At 73.3% G+C, this 2,408-nt stretch carries 1 protein-coding gene; it reads right to left on the bottom strand.

The annotated features are described in order from the left end of the window. Positions 1-2,408, bottom strand: a 2,408-nt coding sequence (locus tag ABD343_RS40670) for a polyketide synthase dehydratase domain-containing protein (protein WP_344535916.1), incomplete at both ends; no start/stop codon positions are given.

Raw genomic sequence — 2,408 nt, 5'->3', positions numbered from 1 at the left:
CCCACCACTGGCCGCGCGGAACGCCTCCTCGAACCCCACATCCCGCGAAGACGCACGATGGACCGCATCGATACCCATCGCCTCCAGCACGTGCTGCTTGCCAGGACTGGCCGTGGCGAACACCTCCGCCCCCACATGCCGCGCGATCTGCACCGCGGCCGTCCCCACACCACCCGTCGCCGCATGGATCACAACCGACTCACCCCGACGCAACCCCGCCAACTCCACCAACCCGAACCACGCCGTCAGGAACGTGGTCGGCACCGAGGCGGCCGTGCGCCAGTCCCAGCCCTCCGGAATCCGCGCCAGCATCCGCGCGTCGGCCACGGCGACCGGCCCGAAGGCCCCGTCGAAGAGCCCCATCACGCGGTCGCCGGGGGCCAGTCCGGTCACACCGGGGCCGATCTCCGTCACGACGCCCGCACCCTCACTGCCCGCGAAGAGACCGTCCGCGTCCGGGTACATGCCGAGCGCGATCAGCACATCACGGAAGTTGACACCGGCGGCCCGCACCGCCAGCCGCACCTGTCCCTCCCCCAACGGCGCCTCCGCCTCCGGACACGCCATCACCCGCACGTCCTCCACCGTCCCGGCCGTCTTCTGGCCCAGCCGCCAGGGCTGTCCGTCGTCGGGCGGCACCAGCCGGTCAGCCGGCGTACGGACCACCCGGGGGACATACATATGGCCGGAGCGCAGGGCCAGTTGGGGCTCGCTGTCGGCCAGTGGGAGGAGGCGGCGCAGCGTGTCGGGGAAGGACTCGGCGTCCTCGGGGCCGTCGTCGTCCAGGTCGAGCAGGACGAGCCGGTCGGGGTTCTCCATCTGCGCGCTCCGCACCAGGCCCCACACGGCCGCACCCGCCGTGTCCGGGGCGTCGGCGTCGTCGGTGCCCGTGGTCACGGCGCCCCGGGTCGTCAGGACGAGCGGGATGTCGGCGAGCGAGGGCTCCGCCAGCCAGGCTTGCAGCAGCTCCAGCGCGGTTGTCGTCACGGCGAGAGCGGCGTCGGCATCGGCCTCGGCGTCGGCATCGTTCTCCGCGCCGGGACGTTCACCAGCGCCCACGCACGCCACCACGGCCGACGGCGCCTCGTCCGCCGCTTCCCGGACGGCGGCCGCCAGTGCCGCGACGTCCGGGTGACGGCTCGCGGCGTACGCGGAGAGGCCGAACGTGTCGGGCCCGAGCAGCGTCCAGCGGAATCCGTCCCTCTCCTCCTCGGGACCGTCGTACGGCTCGTCGTCGGCCCATCGCACCCAGTCGAGCGTGAACTGCCCGTCCACGCCACGCGCGGGCAGCAGTTGCGCGACGTCCGCCTGACGCATGACGACGGAGTCCACGCTCAGCACCGGCGCGCCGGACGCGTCGGCGACGAGGACGCGCACGCCGCGCTCGTTCCCGTCCGCCCCCTCCTGGAGGGGCGTCAGCCGTACGCGTACGGCCGTCGCGTCGGTGGCCCAGAGCGCGACACCGTTCCAGGCGAACGGCAACCATGCCCGGCCGTCCGTCCCCGCCTCCGGTTCCGCCAGCAGGATCCCGGGGTGCAGGGCGGCGTCCAACAGGGCCGGGTGGACTGCGAACCTGTCCGGTCGGCCGGCCTCCTCGGGCAGCTCGACCTCGGCCACCAGGTCGTCGCCGTCCCGCCACACGGCCCGTAGGCCCTGGAAGGCCGGACCGTACTCGTATCCGGCCGCCGCGGCGCGCCCGTAGAACCCGTCGACGTCCACTCGCTGAGCACTTTCCGGTGGCCAAGCGTCCATGGCCTCGGCGTCGGGTGGTGTGACCTGCGGGGCGAGGGTCCCGGTGGCATGACAGACCCAGCCCGCGCCGTTGTCCTCGCGGGCGGAGCACGAGTACACCTCGATCTCCCGCGGACCGTCGTCGGTCTCGGCGGGTCGGACGACCACCTGGATGTTGACGGCGCCGTTCTCCGGGAGGACGAGCGGCGCTCGCAGCACGAGTTCCTCGACACCGCCGCACCCGGCCTCGTCAGCCGCCCGCAACGCCCACTCCGCCAACGCCGCACCGGGCACCAGCACCGAGCCCAGCACCCGGTGATCCCCCAACCACCGCTGCTCCCCCGCCACCGAGATCCGCCCGGTCAGCAACAGCCCACCGTCCGCCGTCGCCACGGCAGCAGGCAGCAACCCGTGCCCCAGACTCCGCAGCCCGGCCCCGCGCACATCCCCGGCCCCGCTTCCGGCAGCCAGCCAGTAGTGCTGGCGTTGGAAGGCATAGGTGGGCAGGTCGGTGGTGGGACCCTCGGCGAACCAGGGTGTCCAGTCGATGTCGGTGCCGTGGGTGTGGAGCTGGGCCAGGGCCCGGGCGAAGGCGTGGGTTTCGGGCTGCTTGGCGTTGAGGGTGGAGAGGGCGAGCAGGTCTCCGTCCAGGGTGTGCTGGGCGGTGGTGGCCAGGA

Source organism: Streptomyces albiaxialis (genome assembly GCF_039530985.1).
GTDB classification, from domain to species: Bacteria; Actinomycetota; Actinomycetes; order Streptomycetales; family Streptomycetaceae; genus Streptomyces; species Streptomyces albiaxialis.
Note: the sequence above shows the minus strand (reverse complement) of the source record. Positions and strands in the feature narration are given on the sequence as shown.